The 24,370-nt window shown below is 66.0% G+C and carries 26 protein-coding genes; 19 read left to right on the top strand and 7 right to left on the bottom strand.

Translation table 11 applies throughout. The features are described 5' to 3' along the window. Positions 1-7 precede the first annotated feature (7 nt). From folP to IG171_RS11790, 9 genes are read left to right on the top strand one after another with little or no spacing between them, the layout of a single operon-like run. Positions 8-856 carry a dihydropteroate synthase gene (gene folP, locus IG171_RS11830; protein WP_212131660.1) on the top strand — a complete coding sequence of 283 codons (849 nt, stop codon included), beginning with the start codon at positions 8-10 and terminating at the stop codon, positions 854-856. After that, entirely contained in the window at positions 853-1,749 is an 897-nt protein-coding gene (gene folK, locus IG171_RS11825) for a 2-amino-4-hydroxy-6-hydroxymethyldihydropteridine diphosphokinase (RefSeq protein ID WP_212127644.1), read from the top strand. Before folP ends, folK begins: the two co-directional genes overlap by 4 nt. 28 nt (positions 1,750-1,777) lie before the next feature. Continuing rightward, entirely contained in the window at positions 1,778-2,239 is a 462-nt protein-coding gene (locus IG171_RS11820; protein WP_212127643.1) for a DUF3180 domain-containing protein, read from the top strand. After that, a complete protein-coding gene (locus IG171_RS11815) occupies positions 2,236-2,736 on the top strand; it encodes a PH domain-containing protein (RefSeq protein WP_212127642.1) in 501 nt (166 codons plus the stop codon). Before IG171_RS11820 ends, IG171_RS11815 begins: the two co-directional genes overlap by 4 nt. A 2-nt stretch (positions 2,737-2,738) precedes the next feature. Beyond that, entirely contained in the window at positions 2,739-4,535 is a 1,797-nt protein-coding gene (locus IG171_RS11810) for a PH domain-containing protein (protein WP_212127641.1), read from the top strand. Continuing rightward, positions 4,532-5,422, top strand: coding sequence for a DUF2520 domain-containing protein (locus IG171_RS11805; protein WP_212127640.1), 891 nt, complete (start codon positions 4,532-4,534; stop codon positions 5,420-5,422). Before IG171_RS11810 ends, IG171_RS11805 begins: the two co-directional genes overlap by 4 nt. A gap of 43 nt (positions 5,423-5,465) precedes the next feature. Beyond that, positions 5,466-7,025, top strand: a complete 1,560-nt coding sequence (gene lysS / locus IG171_RS11800) for a lysine--tRNA ligase (protein WP_212127639.1) — start codon at positions 5,466-5,468, stop codon at positions 7,023-7,025. Positions 7,026-7,030: 5 nt separating this feature from the next. Then, entirely contained in the window at positions 7,031-7,276 is a 246-nt protein-coding gene (locus IG171_RS11795; protein ID WP_212131800.1) for a hypothetical protein, read from the top strand. Next, the gene (locus tag IG171_RS11790) at positions 7,242-7,571 is read left to right on the top strand and encodes an Lsr2 family protein (protein ID WP_212131659.1); all 330 of its coding nucleotides are present in this window, start codon (positions 7,242-7,244) and stop codon (positions 7,569-7,571) included. Before IG171_RS11795 ends, IG171_RS11790 begins: the two co-directional genes overlap by 35 nt. A gap of 305 nt (positions 7,572-7,876) precedes the next feature. On the opposite strand, the gene IG171_RS11785 is transcribed toward IG171_RS11790, so the two are convergent. Then, positions 7,877-8,767, bottom strand: a complete 891-nt coding sequence (locus IG171_RS11785) for a macrolide 2'-phosphotransferase (RefSeq protein ID WP_212127638.1) — start codon at positions 8,765-8,767, stop codon at positions 7,877-7,879. A 197-nt stretch (positions 8,768-8,964) separates the two neighbouring features. Here IG171_RS11785 and IG171_RS11780 point away from each other — a divergent pair, with 197 nt between their 5' ends. The 3 genes from IG171_RS11780 (at position 8,965) to IG171_RS11770 (ending at position 12,881) form a co-directional block, all read left to right on the top strand. Next, positions 8,965-9,426 carry a hypothetical protein gene (locus IG171_RS11780; protein ID WP_212127637.1) on the top strand — a complete coding sequence of 154 codons (462 nt, stop codon included), beginning with the start codon at positions 8,965-8,967 and terminating at the stop codon, positions 9,424-9,426. Positions 9,427-9,670: 244 nt separating this feature from the next. Further along, complete coding sequence (locus IG171_RS11775) at positions 9,671-12,205, top strand: ATP-dependent Clp protease ATP-binding subunit (protein WP_212131658.1); 2,535 nt, start codon at positions 9,671-9,673, stop codon at positions 12,203-12,205. 91 nt (positions 12,206-12,296) lie between these two features. After that, a complete protein-coding gene (locus IG171_RS11770; protein WP_212127636.1) occupies positions 12,297-12,881 on the top strand; it encodes an amino-acid N-acetyltransferase in 585 nt (194 codons plus the stop codon). A 16-nt stretch (positions 12,882-12,897) separates the two neighbouring features. Here IG171_RS11770 and IG171_RS11765 read toward each other — a convergent pair whose 3' ends face one another. Next, entirely contained in the window at positions 12,898-13,926 is a 1,029-nt protein-coding gene (locus IG171_RS11765) for an A/G-specific adenine glycosylase (RefSeq protein WP_212127635.1), read from the bottom strand. A gap of 36 nt (positions 13,927-13,962) precedes the next feature. Between IG171_RS11765 and IG171_RS11760 the strand changes: the two genes are divergently transcribed. Continuing rightward, on the top strand, positions 13,963-14,781 hold the full coding sequence (locus IG171_RS11760; protein WP_212127634.1) for a hypothetical protein: 819 nt from the start codon (positions 13,963-13,965) through the stop codon (positions 14,779-14,781). 89 nt (positions 14,782-14,870) lie between these two features. On the opposite strand, the gene IG171_RS11755 is transcribed toward IG171_RS11760, so the two are convergent. The 3 genes from IG171_RS11755 to map form a co-directional block, all read right to left on the bottom strand. Continuing rightward, complete coding sequence (locus IG171_RS11755) at positions 14,871-15,263, bottom strand: VOC family protein (protein ID WP_249203662.1); 393 nt, start codon at positions 15,261-15,263, stop codon at positions 14,871-14,873. A 52-nt stretch (positions 15,264-15,315) separates the two neighbouring features. Next, positions 15,316-16,662, bottom strand: coding sequence for a DNA repair protein RadA (radA, locus tag IG171_RS11750; protein ID WP_212127633.1), 1,347 nt, complete (start codon positions 16,660-16,662; stop codon positions 15,316-15,318). Positions 16,663-16,788: 126 nt separating this feature from the next. Further along, on the bottom strand, positions 16,789-17,556 hold the full coding sequence (gene map / locus IG171_RS11745; protein ID WP_212127632.1) for a type I methionyl aminopeptidase: 768 nt from the start codon (positions 17,554-17,556) through the stop codon (positions 16,789-16,791). Positions 17,557-17,764: 208 nt separating this feature from the next. On the opposite strand from map, the gene IG171_RS11740 reads away from it, so the two are divergent. Next, the gene (locus IG171_RS11740; RefSeq protein ID WP_212127631.1) at positions 17,765-17,977 is read left to right on the top strand and encodes a hypothetical protein; all 213 of its coding nucleotides are present in this window, start codon (positions 17,765-17,767) and stop codon (positions 17,975-17,977) included. Positions 17,978-18,111: 134 nt separating this feature from the next. Here IG171_RS11740 and IG171_RS11735 read toward each other — a convergent pair whose 3' ends face one another. Both IG171_RS11735 and IG171_RS11730 read right to left on the bottom strand, forming a co-directional pair. Then, entirely contained in the window at positions 18,112-19,647 is a 1,536-nt protein-coding gene (locus tag IG171_RS11735; RefSeq protein WP_212127630.1) for an aldehyde dehydrogenase family protein, read from the bottom strand. Positions 19,648-19,719: 72 nt separating this feature from the next. After that, positions 19,720-20,922 (bottom strand): FAD-binding oxidoreductase, encoded by a 1,203-nt coding sequence (locus tag IG171_RS11730; protein WP_249203661.1) that lies wholly within the window; start codon positions 20,920-20,922, stop codon positions 19,720-19,722. Positions 20,923-21,102: 180 nt separating this feature from the next. On the opposite strand from IG171_RS11730, the gene IG171_RS11725 reads away from it, so the two are divergent. The 5 genes from IG171_RS11725 (at position 21,103) to IG171_RS11705 (ending at position 24,362) form a co-directional block, all read left to right on the top strand. Then, the gene (locus IG171_RS11725) at positions 21,103-21,978 is read left to right on the top strand and encodes a LysR family transcriptional regulator (protein ID WP_212127629.1); all 876 of its coding nucleotides are present in this window, start codon (positions 21,103-21,105) and stop codon (positions 21,976-21,978) included. A gap of 71 nt (positions 21,979-22,049) precedes the next feature. Next, positions 22,050-22,451, top strand: a complete 402-nt coding sequence (locus tag IG171_RS11720; protein ID WP_249203660.1) for a dihydrofolate reductase family protein — start codon at positions 22,050-22,052, stop codon at positions 22,449-22,451. A gap of 180 nt (positions 22,452-22,631) precedes the next feature. Next, entirely contained in the window at positions 22,632-23,234 is a 603-nt protein-coding gene (locus IG171_RS11715) for a class I SAM-dependent methyltransferase (RefSeq protein WP_212127628.1), read from the top strand. Between the two features lie 122 nt (positions 23,235-23,356). Then, a complete protein-coding gene (locus IG171_RS11710; protein ID WP_212127627.1) occupies positions 23,357-23,677 on the top strand; it encodes a putative quinol monooxygenase in 321 nt (106 codons plus the stop codon). A 94-nt stretch (positions 23,678-23,771) separates the two neighbouring features. Next, positions 23,772-24,362 (top strand): hypothetical protein, encoded by a 591-nt coding sequence (locus IG171_RS11705; RefSeq protein ID WP_212127626.1) that lies wholly within the window; start codon positions 23,772-23,774, stop codon positions 24,360-24,362. The last annotated feature ends 8 nt before the right edge of the window (positions 24,363-24,370 follow it).

Raw genomic sequence — 24,370 nt, 5'->3', positions numbered from 1 at the left:
ACCAGCGATGCGCGAGCAGACGAAGATCATGGGCGTCCTCAACGTCACGCCCGACTCCTTCTCCGACGGCGGACGCTATTTCGACCATGACAGGGCCATCGCCCACGGCCTCGAACTCATCGACACCGGCGCCGATATCATCGATGTCGGAGGCGAGTCGACGAGGCCGGGGTCCGTCCGCGTCGATGAGGACGAAGAGCTGCGCCGCGTCGTGCCCGTCATCCGTGAGCTCGCCGCCGCCGGCGCGGTGATCAGCGTCGACACGATGCGCGCCCGAGTCGCCCGGGAGTCCCTGGCCGCCGGTGCCCACATCATCAACGATGTCTCCGCCGGACAGTCCGATCCCACCATGCTCGACCTCGCCGCGGAGTCGGCCGCCCCCATCGTGCTCATGCACTGGCGCGGCTATCTCGACCAGGCCTCGGCGACCTTCCACTACGATGACGTCGTCGCCGAGGTGATCACCGAGCTGCGCACCCGCATCGACGAGGCCATCGCCGTGGGCGTCGACCCGGCGAACATCATCGTCGACCCGGGGCTGGGATTCTCGAAGAACGCCGAACACAACTGGCAGATACTGGCCGCCCTCGACGAGTTCGCCGGCCTCGACCACCGCCTGCTCGTCGCGGCCAGCCGGAAGCGGTTCATCTCGAGCCTGATCAGCCCCGAGGACCCGAAGCTCGCCGAGCAGACGGCCAAGGACCAGGCGACAGCCACGATCTCGGCGCTCTCCGCACAGGCCGGGGCCTGGGCGGTCCGCGTCCACGATCCGGCCACCTCGGCGATCGCCTGCCGTGTCGTCTCGGCCGTGGCCGACCACGCCCCGAGCCCGGCCAGGACCGGAGCACAGACATGACCGGCACGGCCCCGGACCGCATCGAGCTGCGCGGGCTGCGAGTGCGCGGCAACCACGGCGTCTTCGACTTCGAGAAGCGCGAGGGCCAGGACTTCGTCATCGACGTCACGCTGCACACCTCGGTCAGCCGGGCCGCGGCCACCGACGATCTCAACGAGACCATCCACTACGGTGAGCTCGCCGAGGAGGTCGCCGGCATCGTCGAGGACAACACCTTCGACCTCATCGAGACCCTCGCCGAACGCATCGCCGATCACTGCCTGCGCCTGTGCGACCACGTCGAGGTCGTCGTCCACAAACCCTCGGCGCCGATCCAACGGGCCTTCAACGATGTCCGCGTCGGTGTCGAGCGCTTCCGCACCGCCGCCGAACCCGGCCCGGCACCGGCCGCCGAGGCCTATCTCAATCTCGGGGCCAACCTCGGCGATGCGCGCGACAGCCTCGACCAGGCCGTCGAAGCGCTCGACCGGCACCCGGACATCACCGTCGAGGCACGGTCGTCGCTGTACCGGACCGCGCCCTGGGGCGGGGTCGAGCAGAACGATTTTTTCAACCTCGGACTCATCGTGACCACCACGCTGTCCGCGACCGAACTGCTGGCCGTGGCGCAGGGGATCGAGGTCGCCTGCGGGCGCACCCGTGAGCTGCGCTGGGGGCCGCGGACCCTCGACATCGACCTCATCCGCTTCGGTCACGGCGATGACGAGCTCGTCAGCGACACCGAGCGTCTGATCCTGCCGCATCCGCGCGCTCACGAGCGTGCGTTCGTGCTGGCTCCGTGGATCGAACTCGTCGGTGACGTCAACGTCGACACCCCGGAGGGCCGTCGACCGATCGGAGAGGTCCTGAGCGAACTCGACGATCAGGAAGTCGCTCGGATCGCCTCACCATAGCCGATCGTGATCTGAGAGACTGGGACCTATGCAGAGAACTTCCTCGTCCACCCTGGTCGTATGGGCCGTGATCGGCACGGTGCTCGCGGTCGTGGTCGACGTGGTGCTCGAAAGCCAGGGATTCTCACTGCCGGGTCTGCCCTGGTTCGCCGTCATCGGCATGCTCGTCCTCGCCGCGATCCTGCTAGTCCTCGGCTGGCCGATCAAGAAGTGGAACGACGGCGACCGGACCAAGGAGATCGACCCGATCCAGGCGGCCCGCGTCGCCGTCATGGCCAAGGCCAGCGCCCTGACCGGTGCAGGACTGGCCGGATGGTACCTGGGCAACGCCGGCTACTACTTCCTGTCCGCGCCGGGGATCCGCAACGACCTCGCCGCGGGCATGCTCATCGCCATGATCGCCGCAGCAGCGCTGATGATCGTGGGCCTCATCGTCGAGGGATTCTGCGAGATCCCGCCCCAAGACCCACCGGGAGCTGAAACAGCATGAACCGAGAACCGGCGTTCTCCATCGGTGCCGATGTGCCCTTCAACCGCGTCAGCCCGAAGTACGGACTCAAGGAAGTCCTGGCCACCATGATCATCACGGTCCCGCTGCTCATCGTCGCCGTCGTCCTCGCGGTCGTCTTCACCGCCGAAGCGCCATGGCTGCACGCAGTCTGGGCGGCCGTGCTCGTCTACGGGGTCGTGGCCACCATCATCATCGTCCGGCAGGCCCGGGCCATCGGCTACGCCGAACGCTCCGACGATCTGCTCATCCGCCGCGGCATCATGTTCCACAGGGCCACCGTCGTGCCCTACGGGCGACTGCAGTTCGTCGACGTCGACGCGGGCCCCATCGACCGCATGTTCGGCCTGGCCACGGTCAGACTCCACACCGCCTCGGCCGCGACCGATGCCTCGATCCCCGGACTGCCCAGGGCCGAGGCCGATCGGCTCCGCGACAGCCTCGCCGGACTCGGCCGGGCCAATATGGCAGGCCTGTGACCATGTGCCAGGAGCCCTCACCCGCCGAGGCGGCCGCACCCGAGACCTGGCACCGAGTCCATCCGCTGACGCCGATCCTCGAAAGCCTCGGCGTCCTCGTCGGCATCTTCATCGCCGCGGCCTACGGTCTGCAGAACTTCTTCCAATCGGTCGTCGAGGACCTCGCCTCCGGCCGCAGCGTCAACCTGACATTCGCCGGCTGGCTGCGCGAACATCCGCTGGTCGTCCTCGCCGTCGTCGGCGGAATCATCCTGATCCTCCTCCTCACCGCCTTCTTCAGCTGGTTGGCCTGGCGTGTCATCGGCTACCGAGTCGACGCCGAATCGATCTACTACCGGCGGGGTCTGCTGTCGAAGAAGCTGCGCAAGGCCCGCCTCGATCGGGTCCAGTCCATCGACCTGCAGCAGAAGCTGCTGCCCCGGATCCTCGGCATGGCCGAGCTCGTCTTCGACGTCGCCGGCGGCGCCGGATCGAACATCTCCCTGAAGTACCTGTCGAAGAAGCGCGCCGAAGAGCTGCGCGACGTACTGCTCGCCGCAGTCAGGGCGAAGAAGCAGGGCACGCCGGGTCCCGCGCACACGGCCCCGACCACCGGCACGGAGAGGATCGCCGAAGGGACCGAGACGCCCCTGGCCGAGTCCGCGAGGCCCGCCAGCAATGCCGCGGCGACCGGCAGCGACGCCTCGGTGCCCCTCGGCGGACCCGAGGACACCGTCGACCGGTCCGTTCCCGAACGCGGCGACGACAGCCTCGGCGTGCGCCTGAGCAAGCGACTCGGCGCCATGGCCGATGACGTCTCCGGCGAGGCCGAAGACAGCCTCAGCGAACTGCTGGCTCCCTATCGTCTCGCCCCGAGCATCTCCCGGGCCGGCGAGATCATCCGGGTCCCCGTCCACCGGGTCGTCATCGCCTCCCTGCTCAAGACCGAGACCATCATCTCCGTTCTCGTGGTGCTGATCGTCGTCGCCACCGCCATCGTGATGCTGGCGCTCGGGGTCAAGGAAGCCTTCATCCCGATCCTCGTCGGTGTCCTGCCCGGCGTCTTCGCGGCCTTCTCCGTCTTCCGGAAGAACCTCGACAATGCGAACTTCGTCGTCCGCCTCGGCGAATCCGGGCTGGCCGTCAACCACGGTCTGTTCTCCACCTCGCGAAAGGTCATCCCGCTCGACCGGATCCAGGCCGTGTGCCTGCACCAGCCGCTGCTGTGGCGCTGGGCCGGATGGTGGCAGGCCGAATACAACATCGCCAGCGCAGGCGGCAGCAGCGATTCGAACCTGCTGCTGCCGGTCGGCGACATCGACCAGGCGCTGCTCATGGTCGGACTGGCGCTGCCGGACCCGCAGCTGCCCGAGGGCATCGGCGCCGACACCCTCGTCCGCTCGGCCATGTACGACCGCCGGTCGACCGATCCGCAGGCCGCTGCCGCCGAGGACCTCTTCCACGGCCAGCCCCGCTCCTCACGGTTCCTCGACCCCCTGGTGTGGAAGCGGCGGGCCTATGCTCTGACCGGTTCGATGCTCGTGCTCAGGCTCGGAGTGCTCGACCGCCGCGTCGACTTCGTCCCACATGTGCGAGTGCAGTCGCTGCGCTACCATCAGGGACCGCTGATGCGGGCGTTCGGCCTCGGCTCGGTGGCCGTGCACTCGACGGCCGGGCCCATCAACCCGTGGGTCACCCATCAAAGCGTCGATGCGGCGAAGCGCTTCTTCACCGAACACGCCGACCGCACCCGCATCGCACGCCAACGCTACGATGCCGCCGCGAAGACGGCGGAGACCGTGAAGGAGGACGAAGGATGAGCCAGGAGGACGCGCCGCGTCTGGGCATCGGAATCATCGGCTGCGGTCGGGTCGGAGCCACCATCGGGGCCGCCTGGAGGCAGGCCGGGCACGCGATCATCGGACTCAGCGCCACCTCGGCGGCCAGCCTCGATCGCGCCGAGGACATGCTGCCCGGGGTCCCGATCCTCGACCCGGACGAGGTGGCCGAACGTGCCGAACTCGTGCTGCTGGCCGTGCCCGATGACGAGATCGCTCCGCTGGTGACCGGGCTGGCCGACCTCGGACGCATCCACGCCGGTCAGATCCTCCTCCACTGCTCGGGCCGGTACGGCACCAGCGTCCTCGAAGCGGGGACGAGGCTCGGCGCCCTGCCCATCGCCTGGCACCCGTCGCTGACCTTCACGGGCACGGACGTGGATCTGCCGCGTCTGCGACAGGCGACGATCGCCGTCACCGCTGCCGCACCGATCCGTCCGGTGGGCGAAGCGCTCGTCGTCGAGCTGGGCGCCGAGCCGATCGAGATCGCCGAGGCCGACCGGCCGCTCTACCATGCGGCCATCACCCACGCCTCGAACCATTCGATCACGATCCTGTCCGAAGCCATGGAGATGCTCACCGAGGCGGGGGTCGACGAACCCTCCCATGTTCTGCACGCCCTCGTCGACGCCAGTGTGGCCAATACCCTCCAGAACGGGACGAAGGCGCTGACCGGACCGGTCAGCCGCGGCGACGTCGGCACCGTCGAATCCCATCTGGCCGCACTGAGCGAATACAGCCTGAGCCGATCGCATCCCGGGGCGCGCAACAGCTATATCGCCCTGGCCCGGTCGACCACCGCGAAGGCACTGACGATGGGACGGATCACCGAGGCCCAGGCTCAGGAGATCCTGGCGATCCTCGACTGAGTCCGAATTCCCCCGCATGCCCGGTCCACGGTAGCCTTGGACCATGGCGAATACCGACTCGAAGACACCTGAGAACGCAGACCTTTCACCCGAGCATCTCGATCCCGAGCAGATCCGGATCCGGAAGGAAAAGCGCCAGCGTCTCCTCGATGACGGAACCGAGGCCTACCCCGTATCGGTGCCCCGCACCCACACCCTCTCCGAGGTCCACGCCGCCCATGACGGGCTCGAGGCGGGGGAGGAGACCGACGTCGTCGTCGGCGTCATCGGCCGCGTCGTCTTCGTCCGCACCACCGGCAAACTGTGCTTCGTGACGCTGCAGTCCGGGGACGGGACCCGCCTGCAGGGGATGCTCTCGCTGCGTGAGGTCGGTCAGGAGCGCCTCGATGACTTCAAGACCGATGTCGACCTCGGCGATTTCCTGTTCCTGCACGGTCGGGTGATCAAGTCCAAGCGCGGAGAGCTGTCCGTGCTCGCGGACTCCTGGTCCCTGGCATCGAAGGCGATTCGCCCCCTGCCCGGGCTGCACACCGAACTGGCCGAGGACACTCGGGTCCGTCAGCGCTATCTCGATCTCATCACCCGCGAACAGGCACGGGAGACGATGCGCACGCGAGCCAAGGTGATGACCTCGCTGCGCCGGACCTTCGCCGAGCAGGACTTCATCGAGATCGAGACCCCGATGCTGCAGACCATGCACGGAGGAGCCTCCGCCCGCCCGTTCAAGACCCACATGAACGCCTACGACATCGACATGTACCTGCGCATCGCGCCGGAGCTGTTCCTCAAGCGGGCCATCGTCGGCGGGATCGAGAACGTGTTCGAGATCAACCGCAACTTCCGCAACGAAGGCGCCGACTCCACGCATTCGCCGGAATTCGCCATGCTCGAGGCCTACCAGTCCTTCGGCGACTACCATTCGATCGCCGATCTGACGAAGACCCTGATTCAGAACGCGGCGCAGGACGCCACCGGATCGATGGTGGTCACCCTCGAGGACGGCACGGAATACGATTTCGGCGGCGATTGGGCTGTCGTGAGCATGTACGATTCCCTGACCGAGCTCTCGGGTGTCGAGGTGACCCCGGAGACCGGGCTCGATGTGCTCGACAGGATCGCCGCCGACAACGACGTGGACCTGTCAGGGGTCTTCTGCTCGCACGGCAAGTACGTCGAGGAGCTGTGGGAGCACTTCTACCAGGACCGTCTGTGGGCACCGACCTTCGTCACCGACTTCCCGGTCGACACCTCACCTCTGGTGCGCGAGCACCGGTCGAAGCCGGGTGTCGTCGAGAAGTGGGACCTCTACGTGCGCGGGTTCGAACTGGCCACCGGCTACTCGGAGCTCGTCGACCCGATCATCCAGCGTCAGCGCTTCGAAGCCCAGGCCGCCGACGCGGCCAGGGGCGACGATGAGGCGATGGGTCTCGACGAGGACTTCCTCACGGCCATGGAGCACGGGATGCCGCCGACCGGCGGAATGGGAATGGGCCTCGACCGCCTCCTCATGGCATTGACCGGTTTGGGAATCCGGGAAACCATTCTGTTCCCATTCACCAAGCCTTTGGCGGCTTCGCACGAGGACACGGCTCAGAAGGACTGATCACGATGCTCGATATCATCAAAGCGCTGCTCCCATCGATCTGCGTGGCACTATTGTTCTGGTATGTCATTAGGAACATCTTCCGTGCCGATCGCAATGAACGCGAACAAGTCGATAAATACTATTCGGAGATCGACGTTAGCGAAGTCGAGAATAATTCGGAATCGGATGTTAAGATGACTTCGACAAAGTCCTCTGATTATGAAAAGAGTGAACATGGCAAGGGAAATGCGCCTCGTTCTCACAGATGATTTCGACGGAACAGAAGCGTCAGAAACCGTTCGCTTCAGCCTGGACCAGGCAACCTACGAACTCGAACTCTCGGCCGAGAATGCCGAGAAGCTCCGCGAGACCTTCGCCCCATACATCGCCAAAGCGCGTCGCGTAGCCAATACCGGAGGCCGCGGCCGCCGCAGCGGTTCGTCAGGTCCCAAGCGGGACACCGCGAAGATCCGCGAATGGGCCCAGAACAACGGCTACCAGCTCGGCGACCGCGGTCGTATCCCGCTCGAAATCGTCGAAGCCTATGAGGCTGCGGAGAAATAAGGGATCCGTCCGTCCGAAAACCGAAATGAGACCTGAGGGGTCGGCGAATTCCATCGCCGGCCCCTCAGGTCTTTGTCGGTCGGCTCAGAGGCGAATTCTCGAATAGGACAGCGGCTGGTCCGAGCTAAATCACCGTCGTGAGCCCAGCACAGACAATTGTCAGGAAATGGACGGCGAAAAGGGATGTGAGTCAGGTCTCCGGCGAATATGGCAATGAATGCTCGATCGAAGCAAGGGAGCCTGTGCTCTGTCCACGGCCCCGCATCCAGATCTCCTGAAGGACGGATACGACGCCTGGCGTGGATTCAATCGGATGGATTCAGTTGGGCTCTCGCCGCTGACAAAAGCTCGGGATCTCCTGTCTGCAACGCAAACAGGCCGAGTTCGACGGGGGAGGTCGAATAGAGCTCAGCGCAGTGGTCGGCGAATCTCGGCCAGACTCGACCACCGGCTTGCACATAGCGGGCGATCGTCGCTTCGAAGGCCGCGGCCGAGACGCTTGCCCGGTGGAACATGAAGTCTCTGGCCGGGTCGCTGATGGCAGCGGTCGTCCAGTCGAGGATGCTGAGATTGGTCGGCCCGTCCATGAGCTGATGGGCCGGATACACTTCACCGTGGGTCACGGTCGTGAAAGTCGGCCAATAGCTGTCGTCGCCGAGCCACTGATTCCACCGGCGGGACAGTTCAGGTGCCACCTCGAACTCGGAGACGACTCGATCGATGTCCTCACGCTTGTGCTGCCGCACCTCGGCGGGGGAGAGCTGGGGGATGCCCGAGTCGCGCACCAGCGCCGGATCGACGGTGTGGAGTTCGGCGAGGAAGTTCCCGAGCGAGGCCGCGTACTCGGGGGACTCGACGTCGAAGTGCCACCGGGGCCCTCCCCGCTCGTCGATGGTCAACCCGGGATCGCCGGGCAGAAGCGGGTAGGCGATGAGCTCAGCCGTGTGGATCTGCCAATCCGGGACAGCGACGCTCAGATGGGGTGCGATGGCGCTGAGGAACCGGCCCTCCACGGCGGCACGGTTCGCGGCATCCGGCTTCCTGGGGATCCGCAGCACCCAGGAAAGACCGTCGGCCGCCTCGGCGATGGCGACCTGGAAGTCGAGTCCGAGTTCATTGACGGTCACGGTTCCGGAGATGTCGAGGCCATGGGCGCGGGCCAGTTCGCGGATCGTCGCCTCACGATCTGTGGGCATGCCTTCTGCCTCTCTGCGCTCATCGGGCGGGGTCTCAAGTCTAGTGTCCGACGGGTGCGGACGTGAGGTTGCAGCGAGCGGATGCGGAGCCGATGAGGGTGGTTGTCAGCACGGTGGCGGAGTGGAACGATGAGTCCACCCTGTTGATCGGTTCCCCGAGATCAACGGCAACCGAACGGACAGGAAGGAGAGAGCGCATGAATGCCACTGCCATCATCTGGACAGCTGTCGTGATCGTCGCCGTTCTCATCGTCATCGGCATCATCGTCGCAGTGAGTCGGAAGGCCGCAGCGAAGAAGCGCGAACATCAGCGCGAAGAGGCTGCGAGGATCCGCCAGGAGACAGCCGAGTCCGAACACCAGCTGCATGCTCGCGAGGCCGAGGCGCAGCGGCGCAGGGCCGAAGCCAAGCAGGCCGACGCCGATGCCGAAGTGCAGGCCGCGGAGGCCAAGCGCAGACAGGCCGAAGCGGAACGGTTGGACGCCGATGCCGCCGAGCGCGACCGTGTGGCGCGTGCCGAGCGCGATGAGCACGAACGCCGGCTGCGTCACGCCGATGACCTCGACCCCGATGCCGAGGAGAACGGGCCCGAGGGCGGCGGCATCGACCCGCGGGCCGACCGAGGACCCACTGCAGATCCTGACTCACCGAAGCACTGAGAAGCCGGTCCGGCAGGCAGCCTCCGCCCGCTGGAGCAGTGGGGGATCCTTCTGCACGGTCTGAGCGGTCGGCCCTCGCGCGGCCAGGCGCTTTCGCGCGGTCGGCCGCTTCGGCCGGCTGCTTCGACGATGGCAAGTGAATTTCGCCGACAGCCAAACGGTTTCGGCTCATGGCGAAACCTGCAATAGAACCGCGCTGATCGTCGTTAGGCTCAGAAGAATAAGAAGACCGAGGAGGATGGATATGTTCGAGCGGTTCACCGACCGAGCACGCCGCGTCGTGGTGCTCGCACAGGAAGAAGCGAAACTTCTCAAACACAACTACATCGGCACCGAGCACATTCTGCTCGGCCTGATCCACGAGGGTGAAGGCCTGGCAGCGAAGGCTCTCGAGGGCATGGACATCTCCCTCGAACAGGTGCGCGACCAGGTCCAGGAGATCATCGGACAGGGCCAGCAGGCACCGAGCGGACACATTCCCTTCACACCGCGGGCGAAGAAGGTCCTCGAGCTCAGCCTCCGTGAGGCGCTGCAGCTGGGACACAGCTACATCGGCACCGAGCACATTCTGCTCGGCCTCATCCGCGAGGGCGAGGGAGTAGCCGCTCAGGTGCTGGTCAAGCTCGGCGCCGACCTCGGACGGGTTCGCCAAGAGGTCATCAAGCTGCTGTCGGGCTACCAGGGCAAGGAGCCCGTCTCGGCCGGTGGGCGCGAAGAGGGCACCCCCTCGGGTTCGCTCGTGCTCGACCAGTTCGGCACCAACCTCACCGCTGAGGCCCGTGAGGCCAATCTCGACCCGGTCATCGGCCGGCACGAGCAGATGCAGCGCGTGATGCAGATCCTCTCCCGCCGCACGAAGAACAACCCGGTCCTCATCGGCGAACCCGGTGTGGGCAAGACTGCCGTCGTCGAGGGACTGGCGCAGGCCATCGTCAACGGTGATGTGCCCGAGATCCTCACCGACAAGCAGCTCTACACTCTCGACCTCGGCTCGCTGGTCGCCGGTTCCCGCTACCGCGGCGATTTCGAGGAACGACTGAAGAAGGTGCTCAAGGAGATCCGCACCCGCGGTGACATCATCCTCTTCATCGACGAGATCCACACCCTGGTGGGTGCCGGTGCCGCCGAAGGCGCGATCGATGCCGCCTCGATCCTCAAGCCCATGCTGGCTCGAGGGGAGCTGCAGACCATCGGCGCGACCACTCTCGACGAGTACCGCAAGCACATCGAGAAGGATGCCGCCCTCGAACGTCGGTTCCAGCCGATCCAGGTGCCCGAACCGTCGCTGGCGCATTCGATCGAGATCCTCAAGGGACTGCGCGACAAGTACGAGGCCCACCACAAGGTCACCGTCACCGATGGTGCCCTGGCGGCCGCGGTGAATATGTCCGATCGCTACATCAACGACCGGTACCTGCCGGACAAGGCGATCGACCTCATCGACGAAGCCGGTGCGAAGCTGCGGATCTCGCGTCTGTCCGTGCCTCAGGAGATCCGGGACCTGGAGGAGAAGATCCTCGAGGCCCGCCACCGCAAGGAAGCCGCGATCGATGCTCAGGACTTCGAGCTGGCCGCTTCGGAGCGCGACTCCGAGATGAAGCTGGCCAAGGAGAAGGAAGAGCAGACCGAGGCCTGGCGGAAGTCCGGCACCGACACCTCCAAGGTCGTCGATTCGGATCTCATCGCCGAGGTGCTCGCCTCCGCGACCGGCATTCCCATCTTCAAGCTCACCGAGGAGGAGTCCTCGCGTCTGCTGCGGATGGAAGACGAGCTGCACAAGCGCGTCATCGGCCAGGACGACGCGGTCAAGTCGATCTCTCGGGCGATCCGCCGCACCCGCGCCGGACTCAAGGACCCGAAGCGGCCGTCCGGTTCGTTCATCTTCGCCGGACCCACCGGCGTGGGCAAGACCGAGCTGGCCAAGGCGCTGTCCGAGTTCCTCTTCGGCGATGAGGACTCCCTCATCAGCCTCGATATGTCGGAGTACTCGGAGAAGCACACCGTTTCGCGTCTGTTCGGTTCGCCTCCGGGATACGTCGGGTACGAAGAGGGCGGTCAGCTGACGGAGAAGGTCCGCCGGAAGCCGTTCTCGGTCGTCCTCTTCGACGAGGTGGAGAAGGCCCATTCGGACATCTTCAACTCGCTGCTGCAGATCCTCGAAGACGGACGTCTGACCGACTCCCAGGGTCGTGAGGTGGACTTCAAGAACACCATCATCATCATGACGACGAACCTGGGCACACGTGACATCTCCAGCGGACTCCAGCTCGGATTCCAGGTCGAGGGGGACACGAAGACCGACTACGACCGGATGAAACAGAAGGTCAACGAGGAGCTCAAGCAGCACTTCCGCCCCGAGTTCCTCAACCGCGTCGATGACACGATCGTGTTCCCGCAGCTGAGCATGGAAGAGATCATCAAGATCGTTGACCTCTTCCTCGAGCGCCTCGATGGCCGTCTTGCCGACCAGGGCATGAAGGTCGAGGTCTCGGATGCGGCGAAGAACCTGCTCGCCGAGCGCGGCTACGATCCCGTGCTGGGTGCCCGACCGCTGCGCCGGACCATCCAGCTCGAGGTCGAGGACACTCTGTCGGAGAAGATCCTGTTCAAGGAGATCGGACGGGGCCAGACCATCAAGGTCGACGTCGAGGGTGAGGGCCGCGAGGCCGAGTTCACCTTCGAAGGCATCGAGACCGAGAACTTCAGGCACGATGATGACGACGTGGAGAACGAACTCGCCGCTGCGGGTTCCAACGGATCGTCGGAGTCCTCCGTCTGAGCCACTGAGACGGACGAGTCCGGGGAGTCGGCAGCCGCCGGCTCCCCGGACTTTTTCGTGGCATCGAGGCGCAATGGTGTTGAATGAGTCCATGAGCTCTCATGTTGCCGATTTCGATCACGAACGGATCTCCGGAGACCACCACCTCAACCATGAGCTTCCCGGCGGTCTGTACCTGCGTCGGGCCAGGACGGGCGACGTCAAGGACATCGAGGCCCTCGTCGCACCCTTGGCGGAAGAGCGGATCCTTCTGGCCAAGGACACGGTGACCTACTTCGAATCGCTGCAGGAGTTCTGGCTCGTCGTCGACCCGCAGCCCGACGGTTCGGAGATCCTCGCCGGCTGCGGAGCATTGCACATCATCTGGGCCGATCTCGCCGAAGCACGCACGGTCGCGACGTCCCCGCACTACCGGGGCAGGGGAGTGGGCAGAGCCATCATCGGCCAACTGCTCGCCGATGCCCGTGAGATCGGTGTCGACCGGGTGTTCTGTCTGACCTTCGAGACCGGGTTCTTCGGGTCTCTCGGCTTCGAACCGATCAAGGGCATCCCGGTCTCACCCGAGGTCTACGTCGAACTGCTGCACTCCACGGACGAGGGTGTGGCGGAGTTCCTCGACCTGGCGCGGGTCAAACCGAACACGCTGGGCAACTCCCGCATGATCAAGTACCTCTGAGCGATCACCGCTGTCATCAGGACGGCAATGCCAGCCGACCGTCGACCTCCCTGGCCAGACCATCGCTGACGAGATCGGAGATGAGTCGGGCGATCCGGTCCGAGTCGGCGCTGAGCTCGCGCACGCGGGCGACAGCGGCCGCTGTCGGCTCATCGAGTGAGGCGAAGAATTCGGGATCGAGCTCGGTGACCGAGGTGGTCAACAGGTCGACACTGACGCCTTGTCGTCGGTCATCGGCGGTGTGGGCGGTCTTGAGCACGTCCATGATCGCTCCGCGCAGCTGTCGATCCGTGCCCGCCCACTTCTGAGTCTTCGGCTTCGTCGCCGAGGCGGGCCTGCCCAGCCGATACCAGGCGCAGACGTCCTGGAGCGGACAGGCAGCGCAGTCGGGATTGCGCGCCGTGCAGATGAGGGCGCCGAATTCCATCACACCGGCATTCCACTGCACATGGTCGCGCTCGGGAACGAACCCGGCAGCCCAGGCGGTCTCCTTCCGGCCGGGTGATGCGGTGGGGCGCTCCCTTCCGGCGAAGAGGCGGATGAGGACCCGGCGCACGTTCGTGTCCAGAACCGTCGTCCGACGTCCGTGGGCGAAGGACGCGACTGCCGCGGCGGTGTAGGAGCCGATGCCGGGCAGCCGTTCGAGCTCCTCGGCGGTGGTGGGAACCGCATTGTCCAGTTCCTCGGCGATGACGCGGGCGGCCTCCTGCAGGCGAAGGGCCCTGCGAGGGTATCCCAGTCGATCCCACCGATGGAGGACCTCGGCCGTCGGGGCCGCCGCGAGGTCGGCCGGTGTCGGCCAGACCTCCATCCACTCCCGCCAGCGTGGTTCGACCCTGGCCACAGGCGTCTGCTGGGACATGATCTCGCTGACGAGAACCGCCCAGGCGCTGGTGCCCGGCTCCCGCCACGGAAGCTCCCGGGCGGAGGTGGAGAACCACGAGATGATCGTCGTCTGCACGCGTCGCAGCACCGGTTCGGCCACCTCGGGGAAGGGGGCGGCAGACCCTGGGGCATTCGTTTCGAGACCGCTTCGGTGTGTCATTTGGATGCTCTTCCGCTTCGGCCTAGGCTCAAAGCGATGACTCCTTCCGATCGTGGTTCGCAGCCGAAGAGAGCTGCAGGACAGCCTCGCCAGTCTAGCTCGAAGCTGCCGGCCCACGTGTACCGCAGACGCCGCATCACTCTGGGCGTGCTCAGCCTCGTCGTTCTCGGACTCCTGGTGCTGGGCACCGTCGGCATCGTCAAAGCCGTCGGCAGCAGAGGCGGAGACGAAGGAGAGACCTCCGCTGAGGAGACGCAGACCGAGACCACGACGTCCGCGCCGGTCCCCGATGAGAAAGCGGCGAGCGGAAAATGTCCCGAGGACAAGATCGCTCTCAAAGCCGAAGTCGATCCCAAATCCGTCGAGGACGGGGAAGAGCCCGAATTCGGGATGGTCGTCGAGAACAATCACACCGTGACCTGCCTCATCGACGTCGGCACCAAGGAGCAGGAGTTCGTCGTCAAGAAGGACGGCGATGTGGTGTGGTCGTCGAAGTACTGCGCAGCCCCGAAGGACGAGAACGCCGAAGTCTCGACCGAATTCGCACCGCAGTCGGAGAAGACCGCGAAGCTCAAGTGGAATCGGATTCAGGTCGATAAGAACTGCAACCGCACGGATGAGGACTTCGCACCGGGGAAGTACGATCTCATCGTCAAACTCGATGATAGGGCGAGCGAACCGACGACGTTCGAGCTGGAGAAGGACGCCGCCACCAAGGCCAAGGAGAAGAAGGCCAAGGAGAAGAAGGACGACGAGTCCGGCGAGGAGGACTCCTCCGACGAGGAATCCTCGGAGGACGGGCCCTCGTCGGAGGACCAGTCGCAGGAGCAGTCCTCAGACGATGGGCAGAACTGACGATGATGCGCACAACTGACGATGACGGGCAGAACTGACCCGAGCGGGTCGATGACGGTCAGGGGCCCGCGATAGGAGCCCCCAGTTGGTCAGGCTCCGCGGTAGGAGCCCACACCCCAGGAATTGCCGTCGTGGTCGCGGAAGTCGAACTCCCGACCGCCGTGGTCCTGTGTCTGCACGGGTCTGACGATCGCATGGCCCATATCGACGATCTCCTGATAGAGGCGGTCGACTTCGCGTTCGGTGTCGACGACGACGTAGATCGAGCTGCCGCCGACCGCGTCGAGCGCTGAACCGTCGTTGCGGACCGAACCGAACATGATCCCACCGGTGTCGCCGAGTGCGTATTCGGCGTGCTCGACGAGTTCTGGATCCTGTTCGTTGCGGATCACCACACGCTCAGTGAACCCGAGCGTGACCAGCAGCGCGATCGTGGCCGCCGCATCCGTGGTCCTCAGTGCCGGAAAAACTGTCGTAGTCATGACACAAGGATGCTCCAAATCCGTCCGAAAGTCCCGAAATTTCTCAACACGCTCAGTCCTTCAACAGGATCTGGACTGCCTCGGCGATGTGCTCGCACTCCTTCACCTTCATCTTCTCCGGCGTCGGCACATTGCGCAGGGCCCCCTTGGCCACGATTGCGTGGGTGATGCCCAGCCGTTTGGCTTCATTGAGACGCTGACCGAGGTTGGGCACATTGCGGATCTCCCCGGACAGGCTGATCTCGCCGATGCCCACGAACCTCTTGGCCAGAGATCTGCCCATGACCGCCGAGGCCAGTGACAGGCAGATGGCCAGGTCGCTCGCGGGCTCGGACAGCTTCGCGCCTCCGACCGTGGCGGTGAAGACATCGCTCTTGGCCAGATTGGAGCCCGGGATGTTCTGGCTGAGTACGGCCAACATCATCGCCACTCGCGACGAGTCGACGCCGGAGACGGATCTGCGCGACTGTCCGCCTGCGGACTCGGTGATCAGGGATTGGACCTCGACCAGCAGCGGTCGCTTGCCCTCCTGCGTGACAGTCAGGCAGGTTCCCGGCGGATTCATTCCGCTCCGGGAAAGGAAGAGCCCGGAGGGGTCCTCGAGGCTGTGGATGCCGTTCTCCGCCATGTCGAAGCAGCCCACGTCGTCGGTGGGACCGAAGCGGTTCTTCACGGCTCGCAGCATGCGCAGACGCGAATGCCGCTCGCCTTCGAAGGTGCACACGACGTCGACGAGGTGTTCGAGCAGTCGGGGCCCGGCGATCGTGCCGTCCTTGGTGATGTGGCCGACGAGCACCGTGGGCAGGGATTTGGCCTTCGCCTCCCTGATGAGAGCCGCCGCGACCTCTCGGACCTGGGTGACACCGCCGGGGACGCCTTCGACCTCGGAGGAGGCCAGCGTCTGAATCGAATCGACGATGAGCAGGTCGGGATCCTCGGCCTCGATCATGCCCAGGACCGAGCCGAGGTCGGTCTCCGCGGCCAGCAGGAGAGAGTCCGCCAGGGCGTTGATCCTTTCGGCCCGCAGCCTGACCTGCCCGGCCGATTCCTCACCGGTGACGTAGAGGACCTTGGCTCCGAACAGCGCCGTCTTCGCGGCCACATCGAGCAGCAGGGTCGACTTGCCGACCCCCGGCTCACCGGAGAGCAGGACGACGGCGCCGGGCACGATCCCACCGCCGAGCACTCGGTCGAGTTCGGGGACGAAGGTCGACTTCGCCTGAGCCAGTGTGGAGTCGACCTCGTTGATCGGCTTCGCCCCGCTGGACTTCTTGACCTTGGTCTTCACCTTCGACGAATTCGCACCCTTTTCTTCGAGGGTGCCCCAGGCCTGGCACTCGGGGCAGCGCCCGAGCCATTTGACCGTCGAATAGCCGCATTCGGTGCAGGTGAAAGACATACCGCAATTCTGACACGAGGGGCTGACGCAGGGATCGCGGACGAGAAAGGGCGCCCGACGATCGGGCGCCCTCGTCCGGCAGTGCGGCAGGCTGTCAGTGCGGTCGCCGGCCAGTGCGGCAGACGGTCAGTCGACGACCGTGAGGACTCTGGGGCCGTCCTCGGTGATGGCGATCGTATTCTCCGAATGCGCGCCGTTCGAACCATCGGCCAGGCGCAGCGTCCACCCGTCCTTGTCGACGGTGAGCTTCTTCGAGGTGAACGACCACCACGGTTCGATCGCCAGGGTCAGACCGGGCTTGAGCACGAGTCCGCGACCGCCCTTGCCTCGGTTGGGCACGTGCGGATCCTCATGCATCGTGTGGCCGAGGCCGTGACCGCCGAAGTCGAGATTGACCGGGATGCGCTGAGCATCGGCGACGTCTCCGATGGCCTTCGAGATATCGCCGAGGCGGTTGCCCGCCTGCGCCGCGCCGATGCCGGCTTCGAGCCCGGCCCAGGTGGAATCGATGAGACGCTGATCCTCGTCGCGGCCATCACCGACGACGACGGAACGGGCGGCGTCGGCGACCCAACCGTCGATGGACACAGCGAAGTCGAGGGTCAGCAGATCGCCGTCGGCCATCACATAGCTGTGGGGCTTGCCGTGGAGGACTCCGTCGTTGACCGACAGGCAGATGACATTGCGGAAGGGCCCCGAACCGAATGACGGCGCGTAGTCCCAGTAGCAGGACTTCGCGCCGGCGTCCTCGATGAGCTTCCGGGCCCGCTTCTCCAGATGCATGATGTCCATACCGGGTTCTGCGATCGAGGTCAGCTCCGCCAAGGTCTTCGCGACGAAACGGCCGGTCACCGCCATCCTGTCGATCTCGGCAGGCGTCTTCAGCTCAATCACAGGGTTTCTCCTTCGGCAGGCACGGGGTTTCGACTCCGATTTTAGTCCCTGGCCCCGCCGCGGTCGCGGGCGCATCCGGTTAGGTGGTCGCAGTGAGGGGCCTATCATTTCCGGGCCCGTCGCCGTCGGGGCGGCAGATCACCCGATTTCGGCTGCGAGCCGCTTCGCGCATTCACAGGAGGGCTTGTTCGAAAGTAGGGTTCAGGGCATGGGAAACATCGTCGCGGCATTCGCTCTCGGCATGACATTCGCGCTGTCGGTGACCTCGCGAGCCGATCTCCTGCGTGAAGATGACCGCAAGTGGATCCTCTGGCTGTGTGTCTTCGCGCCGCTGGCCGTGCTCGGTCTCATCGCTCAGCTCATCGACTACAGAAAGAAGCGCCGGGAGCGAGCAGCTGCCGAGAGCTTTCCCGACGCATGACGCTGGGGCAGCTATCGGGCGCGTAGGCCGCACGCTCGATCAAGGGCGGGCTCAGATATGGAATGTTCAACGACGCCATATCTGAGCCCGCCCTTGAACGAGCGGCAGGGAGCCGGGCGCGGCAGGAGGTGGGATCAGAGGAACTCGACGCCCTGCGCCAGCGGCAGCTCGCCGGAGTAGTTGATCGTGTTCGTGGCCTGCCGCATATAGGCCTTCCACGAGTCGGAGCCGGATTCGCGTCCGCCGCCGGTCTCCTTCTCGCCGCCGAAGGCACCGCCGATCTCCGCTCCCGAGGTGCCGATGTTGACGTTGGTGATGCCGCAGTCCGATCGCGAGATGAACCTCTCGGATTCGGCGAGCTCGGAGGTGAAGATCGCCGAGGACAGCCCCTGCGGGACGTCGTTGTGGATCTCGAGTGCCTCGTCGAGATCCGAATAGGTCACGACATAGAGGATGGGGGCGAAGGTCTCATCCTTCATCACCGCCGTCTGTGAGGGCATCCGCACGACCGCCGGTTCGACGTAGTGAGCATCCGGACGCTCCTCGGCCAGCACGCGCCCGCCGCCGCAGAGGACCTCGCCGCCTTCGGACTTCGCCTGCTCGAGGGCCGCCTGCATCGCTTCGTAGGCGCCCTCGTTGATGAGCGGTCCCACGAGCACCCCGTCATCGGTCGGCGAGCCGATGCTCAGCGTCTTGTAGGCGGCGACGACCTTGTCGACGAACTCATCGGCGATGGACTCGTGCACGATCAGCCGGCGCAGGGTCGTGCAGCGTTGGCCGGCGGTGCCGGCCGCGGCGAAGACCACCCCGCGCAGGGCCAGGTCGATGTCCGCGCTCGGCGCCACGATGGCACCGTTGTTGCCGCCGAGCTCGAGCAGGATCCGGCCGAAGCGCTCGGCCACGACGGGGCCGACCTCACGTCCCATCCGCACCGAGCCGGTCGCCGAGACCAGGGCCACTCGATCATCTCGGACCATGACGTCGCCGATGTCCCGACCGCCGACGAGGACGGGTGCGAGGTCCTCCGGCGCCCCCACCTCGGCGGCGGCCCGCGACAGCAGCGATTGCGCTCCGAGGGCGGCGAGCACGGCGTTCTCCGAGGGCTTCCACACCACCGCGTCACCGGCGACCAGTGCCAGCGCCGTGTTCCACGAGTACACGGCCACGGGGAAGTTGAACGCGGAGATGACCCCGACGACGCCGAGCGGATGCCAGGTCTCCATCAGCCGGTGCCCGGGACGTTCGCTGGGCATGGTCTTGCCCCACAGCTGGCGGGACTGGCCGAGGGCGAACTCGCAGACGTCGATCATCTCCTGCACCTCGCCGGCCGCTTCCGAGGGGGTCTTGCCGGCCTCGACGGTGATGATCTTCGCCAGATCCTCCTTGTGCTCGCCCAGCAGCTGGCCCCAGCGCTGGACCAATTGGCCGCGTGCCGGCGCGGGCACATCACGCCAGGATTCGAAGGCCTGCCGGGCGGCGCCGATCTTGTCCGCCGCGCTGGCAGCGGTGTCGGCGGCGATGGTGCCGAGCTCCTGCCCTGTGATGGGGGAGCGGGCGGGCAGGGTCGCCGAGGCCGCCGTCGCGTCGAGCACGTCAGCGTCGACTCCGCAGGCGTTCAGTCCCGAAGTCAGGAGTTCGGTGATGGTCTGGTCGGTGGGCAGTGCGGTCATTGCCGTCCTTTCGTCGGATGCCGTTATCTGGGCCAGTCAGGTGCCGTTGCCGGCAGGGTCGGGGCGGAGGTCTCAGACCACGTTGAGCTCCTTGCGCAGTCCCGTGGTCGCGAAGCGGCGCTTGTCCATCGGGGAGACGTCGACGAAGGGCTCGCTGCCGGTGATGAGATCGGCGAGCACCTGACCGACGGCCGGGCCCATGAGGAAGCCGTGGCCGGAGAATCCGCAGGCGTAGAAGAACCCTGCGAGTTCCTCGGCCTCACCGATGAGCGCATTGTGGTCGGGAGTCATCTCGTACAGGCCCGCCCACCCGTGTCCCGCTTCGACCTCGCCGAGGTCCGGTGTCCGGGCGGCGATGTGCTCGGCCAGGGTGGACGGCCAGTCCGGATCCCGCTTGTCGTTGAACGACCAGTCGTCGACCTCGTCGGGACAGCCGAAGAGCAGACCGGAGCCTTCCGGGTGGACGTAGTAGCTGGTTGAGAAATCGATGGTGAACGGCATTCCGGTCGTATCGAAGTCCACGGGCTCTGAGACCATGATCTCGCGTCGCAGAGGTTTGACCGGCAGGTCGACTCCGGCCATCTGCCCGATCAGCCCCGACCAGGCCCCGGCTGCGCATACGACCTGGGGGCTGGAGATGGTGCCGCGATCGGTGCGCACCGCACTCACGCGACGGTCCGGGCCATCGTCTGCTTCGAAACCGGTCACCTCGCAGTCCTTGACCACACGCACCCCGCGGTCTCGAGCGGCGGTGATGTAGCCGGACACGACGGCCTCGGGGGTGCAATGGCCGTCACCGGGGTTGAATGCTCCGGCCACGAGTCCTTCGGTGTCAACGTAGGGGGCGAGTTCGGCCACCTCGGCGACGGTGAGCATCCGCGAATCCAGGCCCATCCTCTGCTGCAGGGCGACATTGGCGGCGAAGGCCTCGGCGGACTCGTCCGAGTCGAGGAGGAACAGGTAGCCGTTGCGGACAAGATCGATGTCGACGCCGAAATCGTCCTCGAAGGTCCGCAGCACCTCGAGCCCGCGTGCGGCGAGGGCGATATTCACCTCGTCGGAGAACTGACAGCGCACACCCCCTGCCGCCTTCGACGTCGAACCGGCTCCGGGGGTGTCGCGTTCGACGAGGACGATGTCCTCGACTCCGCGCTCGGCCAGATGGTAGGCGATCGACGCGCCCATGACACCCGCTCCGATGATGACGATCGAGGCGCTTTCGGGCACCGAGCCGGTCGTGGTCTCTGCGCTGGTCGAAGTGGCTGGGGTCTCCACGTTTCACCTCACTGTCTGCTGCCGCGGCGACCTCCGTCGGTCGCCGCAGCGGCGGAAGATGCCGACGGCGATGTCGGCGGACTGTGACTTGACACCATTGTGCGTCCGATCACAGTTAAGGACAAGAGAGAGTTCATGAACACTCTGTTTAGCAAGTGTGAAAGACGCTAGGATGCCCCCATGGCGTGGACACTCGGTCAGCTGCGCACCTTCGTCGCAGTGGCAGAACTCGGCTCGATGACGCGTGCGGCCGAGCACCTGGGCTACAGCGTCGGAGCCGTGTCCCAGCACATCACCGCCCTGCGTCGGGTCGTCGACTCCGATCTGTTCCTGCGCCGAGGTCGCGGTCTCGTCCTCGCCGAGGCCGGTCGCACCCTGCTGCCGCGGGCGAGGAACATCCTGGCTGCGCAGAAGCAGGCGGAGATGGCGATGCTCGGCAGGGATTTCCGCAGCGAGGCCATCGTCACCCTCGGCGTCTTCGGCTCCGCGTCGACGACGGCGCTGCCGCAGGTGGTGCGGCGGCTGGGCAAGCGCCACCCCGACATCGAGGTCCGGGCCCGGGAGATCGACGTCGAGACGATGTCGACGGCGGTCATCGACGGAGTCATCGACCTCGGGATCGGGATCAACTACCCGGCCGTGCCGCTGCCGGCGATGCGCGGGGTGAGCTGGCGGGCCGTGGCTGAGGAGGACTTCGGAATCGTCGTACCCGCCGGATCGGCCGAACCGCGGGCCGGGCAGCTGGCCGAGGCCGATTGGATCCTCCCACCGGCCGAGGACCTCTTCGGCCGGGCGATGCGCCTGGCCACCTCGGCGCTGGGGATCACCGCGAAGGAGACGCATATCGTCACCGACACCGCCGTCGCCCTCGCCCTGGCCGGGACCGGGCTGGGACTGACCCTGGCGAGCCCGATCATGATGTCCTTGGGCGGGGACGACGTCGAACTCCACCCCGTCGCCGAGGCGGGCGGCCGGGAGATCATCGTCCTGACCTCCCCGGAGCCGAGCGAGCCGGTGCGCGCCGTCGCCGAGGTCGTCGCCGAGGTCTTCGCATGAAGCACTGCTGGCGGACTCACCGGGAAGCCGACAGGAGGGCCATCGCAGCGGAGGCTGGGTGATGGACACTGATGTTCGGCCGTCGCAACTACGAGGCGTTCGCTGCCGTCTGGCGCGACTCCGATGACCACGCCGCGTACGCGGATCTGCCGAAATACGTGGTGTCGACGACCCTCGGCGAGGACGGACTGTACGACGGCTGGGGCCAGACTGCGATCCTGCGCTCCAGCGACGAGGTGGCCGAGCTCAAGCGCGGCGAAGGCGGCGGCATCTTCCTCCACGGCAGTGCCGAACTCGCCCGAAGGCTCTCCGATGCCCGCCTCATCGACCGGTACAACCTGCTGGTCTTCCCGGTGCTCCTGGGCGCAGGCAAGAGCCTGTCCAGCCGGGGCGACAACGATATGCGGCGGCTGCGAGAGTCAGACAGCTGCTCGAACGGGGTGACGAAGCTCGTCCACGAGGTCGCATCCTGAGCGTCTACGAGGTCGCATCCTGAGCGGGATCGAGCGCGATCACCTCGTGTCGAACAAGGCGCTCGACGAACATCTCGACGTCTTCGGCAGCCGGGGCCTGCCACCGGCACCCGTCGAGCCAGAACCGGCCCGACGACGGCCGCGGACAGCACCACTGGTGCATCTCCTAGGATGAGAGCTATGAGCTTCGATCACCGGTGGAACCAGGTACGCAGGGCCAATCCCGAGCATTCGGCCAACTACGCGCAGATGTGGCGCAAACGCGCCGCCGCGGGCCACGACATCGGGGGAGAGGCCCGCTTCGTCAATGCGATGGCCCCGCGCGAGGCCCGCATCCTCGATGCCGGCTGCGGGACCGGCCGAGCCGGGGGGCTGCTCCTGAGCGAAGGACACACCGTCTTCGGCGTCGACCTCGACGAATTCCTCATCTCCGTCGCCGAGGAGGACTTCCCGGCAGGTCAATGGCACACCGGTGACCTCGCCGACTTCGATTTCGCCGCGGCGGGGATCACCGAGATCGATGTGGCCTTCTGCGCCGGCAATGTGCTCGCCTTCTTGGACCCGGCATCACGCCGACAGACGCTGGGCAACATCAAATCGGCCCTCAAACACGGTGGTCGCCTCGTGTCCGGTTTCGGTGCCGGTCGCGGCTACGACTTCGACGACTTCGCCGAGGACATCAAGGCCACCGGAATGTTCATCGACCTCAAGTTCTCCACCTGGGAACTCCACCCCTTCGAGGCCGACAGCGACTTCCTCGTCCTCATCGCCGAGAGGCTCTGAGGACCACGATGGGCCAGGCGGCTTCGGGGCCGGTCGAAACCTGGTCCGTCGCGAACTAAGCTGACACCGAGCCCATCCGATAACCGACGATCCACCCGAGATCCGACTGAGGAGAATCCATCATGATCTTCATCGTTGTGAAGTACGACGTGAAGCCCGACAGCGTCGACGAGTTCCCCGAGGCGGTGCGCGCCTTCACCGAGGCGACCCGCGCAGAACCCGGGAACCTCTTCTTCGAATGGTCGAAGAGCCTGGAGAACCCGAACGAGTACGTCCTCGTCGAGGCATTCACCGACGAAGGCGCGGAACCGCACGTCAAGAGCGATCACTTCGCCGCCGGACTCGAAGCCATGCGTCCGCACCTGGCCTCGACGCCGAAGATCATCTCGCGCAAGATCGACGGCGAGGGCTGGGACGAGATGGGCGAACTGAAGATCGACTGACCCGCACAGCCGCACCCTCACCAGGGCCCCTGGAGCTCCTCCAGGGGCCCTTTCGACATCGACAGCCGGTCCGGGTCGGAATAGACTCCTCCCCATGGCGACCAGAGCAGCGAATGTGCAGGCGATCGAGACGGCCCTCGGCGAACCCTGGTCGACCATCCGCGCTCGCCTCGAGGCCGCGGGCGGGACCTCGGCGAGCCACAAGGAACTCGCCGAGGCCCTCGGCCCGCAGTTCGACGGCATCGTCGACAGACACGAATGGTGGGTCCAGGGCGCGGTCGTCGCCTACGAACAGGAGATCGGCAGGAGGGTGCCCGGTCAGCGCGCCGACGGCACCTTCGACGTCGCCGTCTCACGCACTCTCACCGGTGACCGGGACGAGGTGATCGCCGGTTTCGCCGAACTCATCGACGACCGTCCACCGCAGGGTCTCAGCCCGGACGCGGGCGTGGAACTGACGGACCGGCCGCGTCGGTCGCGGACCCAGAAGCGCTCCTTCTGGCGCGCGGGCCTCGAAGACGGGACGAGATTCGAAGCCGCCGCCGAGGCGAAGCCCGCTGACCGCACCCTGCTCGTCCTCACCGTCTCCAGGCTGCCCGACGTCGCAGCGGTCGAGGAATGGAGAGCGCACCTCAAGGACCTCATCGGTCAGGTGAGCCCGATCGATTCCGATCGCCCCGCCTGAGCCGACCG

This window comes from Brevibacterium sp. SMBL_HHYL_HB1, assembly GCF_018208375.1.
In the GTDB taxonomy this organism is placed as follows: domain Bacteria; phylum Actinomycetota; class Actinomycetes; order Actinomycetales; family Brevibacteriaceae; genus Brevibacterium; species Brevibacterium intestinavium.
The sequence above is the reverse complement of the archived record's forward strand: the minus strand, read 5'-3'. Positions and strand labels throughout refer to the sequence as shown.